Annotated in this window: 2 protein-coding genes; both read left to right on the top strand. The window is 67.7% G+C overall.

Features of this window, described 5'->3' with window-relative positions:
- Positions 1 to 135: 135 nt before the first annotated feature.
- Positions 136 to 990: a LysR family transcriptional regulator gene (locus G1H10_RS32025; protein WP_163745344.1), complete on the top strand. Its 855-nt coding sequence runs from the start codon at positions 136 to 138 to the stop codon at positions 988 to 990.
- 186 nt (positions 991 to 1,176) lie between these two features.
- Positions 1,177 to 2,019: a DUF3100 domain-containing protein gene (locus G1H10_RS32020; protein WP_174264841.1), complete on the top strand. Its 843-nt coding sequence runs from the start codon at positions 1,177 to 1,179 to the stop codon at positions 2,017 to 2,019.
- Positions 2,020 to 2,108: the final 89 nt, after the last annotated feature.

Here is a 2,108-nt window from a genome sequence, read left to right as displayed (position 1 = left end):
CCGAATCCAAGCCACCAGACCACCCTACCGCCAAATTAGTGCCTTGAATGCGCACTAAGCCCTCACATCACCGCAGGTCAGCCCGTCTCGGAACCCCAACATGACATGATGTGACCCAAGTCAGGTCAGCTGGGCATGGCTCCGTCGGCGGTGAGCCGCAAGGTCGCCGAGCTGGAGCGACGGCTGGGCGCCAGCCTGCTCGAGCGCAGCGCCCGCGGCATCCGCCCCACCGAGGCCGGCGATCTGGTCGCCCGGTTCGCCGACGATCGCGCCCACCTCGAGGAGCTGTTCCGCGACGAATTGGACCAGCTCGCCGGCGTACGCCGCGGACGGGTGCGGATCGCCGCCGGTGAGGGCTTCGTCGACGACCTCGTCGCCCATGGACTGACACCGTTTCTCCAGGACCACCCCGGCATCTCGGCCGAACTCACGCTCGGCGGCACGGACGAGATCTGCGACCTCCTCCGCGACGACGACGTCGATCTCGGCCTGGTCTTGCACGCCCGGCCGCACCGGGACCTCGACGTGGTGGCCCAAGCACCACAGCCGCTGCACCTGATCTGCCGCCCGGATCATCCGTTCGCCGCCAGGTCCGAGGTCCTCCCGGACGACCTCGCCGGCCAGCCCGCCACGGTGCTCCCGATGCGCTTCGGCATCCGCACCCTCACCGATCAATTGGAACGGATGCACGGCGTCTCCCTCGATGTCCGCCTGGTCAGTGAGTCGATCCAGGCGATGATCGATTTCGTGCGCGCCGGTGCGGGTATCACGCTACTCCCGCGGTTCGCCGTCGGCCGGGATGTCGAGCGCGGCCGGCTGTGCGCGGTGCCGGTCGCGGCTTACGAACCCGGCACGGTCCGCGCCCAGTTGCTCGTGCGTCGCGGACGCACCCCATCGCACGGGACCGCTCGCCTGCTCGACTACTGCGCTGCCCGACTCGCCTCTCTCCAGCACTCTGACCAGGGCAGTTCGCCTCACGGCGGCGCATAGTCCGGCGCGCGCGGCCAGCGTGAGCAGGCGCTGGTGTTGACATGCCGGCAACACCGTGATGCCCGATCTGCCATCTTGTGCAACGGCAAGTGCTTCCGTACCGTCCTGGCACAACACGCCTCACCTGCGTCAGGCGTCCACGTCACGCCATACAGACCCCATCGGTCCTCGCCCGAGGAGGCTGACATGCACGTGCTCATCGAAGCCGTGAAGCTCTGGCGACTCCACGTCGCCGTGGCGGCGATCGCGATCGCCGCGCAGCTCATCGGCATCCGGCAGATCTCGCTCGGCAACGGTGCGATCCTCTTCCTCCCGCTGCTCTACGCCTTCCTCATCGGCATTCTGCTCAACCCCAATGTGGTGGGCCGGGCGGCCGTGTTCATCCGGCAACGCGAGGTCCGCGCCGCCTCACCGCTGATCGTGGTCGCGATCATGCCGTTCATCGCCAAGTTCGGCACCACGATCGGCCCCGCCGTGGAGGATCTCGTCGATGCCGGCCCCGCGCTTCTGCTCCAGGAGCTCGGCAACCTCGGCACCGTCGCGCTGGCCTTCCCGATCGCCGTGTGGGTGTTGCGGATGGGACGCGAGTCCATCGGCGCCACATTCTCCGTCGCCCGCGAGCCCAACATCGCGATCATCGCCGACCGTTACGGCTTGAAGAGCCCGGAAGGCACCGGGGTGATGGGCGTGTACGTGGTCGGCACCCTCTTCGGCACCCTCATCTTCGCCGTGATGGCATCCATGCTGGCCACCTTCGACGTGCTCAAGCCGGAAGCCCTCGCCATGGCGTGCGGGGTCGGCAGCGGCTCGATGATGGCGTCGTGCACCGGCGCGCTCAGCGAAGCGCTGCCCGAGATGAGCGACACCATCGTGGCCATGGCCGGAGCCAGCAACCTGCTCACCTACGCCACCGGCATGTATCTCGGCCTGTTCGTCGCCCTGCCGTTGGTGGAGTGGCTGTACGGCAAGGCGCGCCCCGCATCCGCGGGTTCGAGTCGGGTCGGGAACTGGAGAGGAAATGATGTCTGACGTTAGGGCCCAGGGTCGATCAGTTGCCGGTTTCCCGGTTGGTTGTTCGTCCCGTTGTGCCCTTGGTCAGGTCAGTTCCGCTCCAGCTC

Origin of the sequence: Phytoactinopolyspora halotolerans, from assembly GCF_010550675.1 — a bacterium.
Classification (GTDB): domain Bacteria; phylum Actinomycetota; class Actinomycetes; order Jiangellales; family Jiangellaceae; genus Phytoactinopolyspora; species Phytoactinopolyspora halotolerans.
The sequence above is the reverse complement of the archived record's forward strand: the minus strand, read 5'-3'. Positions and strand labels throughout refer to the sequence as shown.

What these genes read in the sequence shown, in the direction of transcription:
- G1H10_RS32025 (WP_163745344.1), top strand. Translation starts at nt 136, where the DNA reads ATGGCTCCGTCGGCGGTGAGCCGCAAGGTCGCCGAGCTGGAGCGACGG.
- G1H10_RS32020 (WP_174264841.1), top strand. Translation starts at nt 1,177, where the DNA reads ATGCACGTGCTCATCGAAGCCGTGAAGCTCTGGCGACTCCACGTCGCC.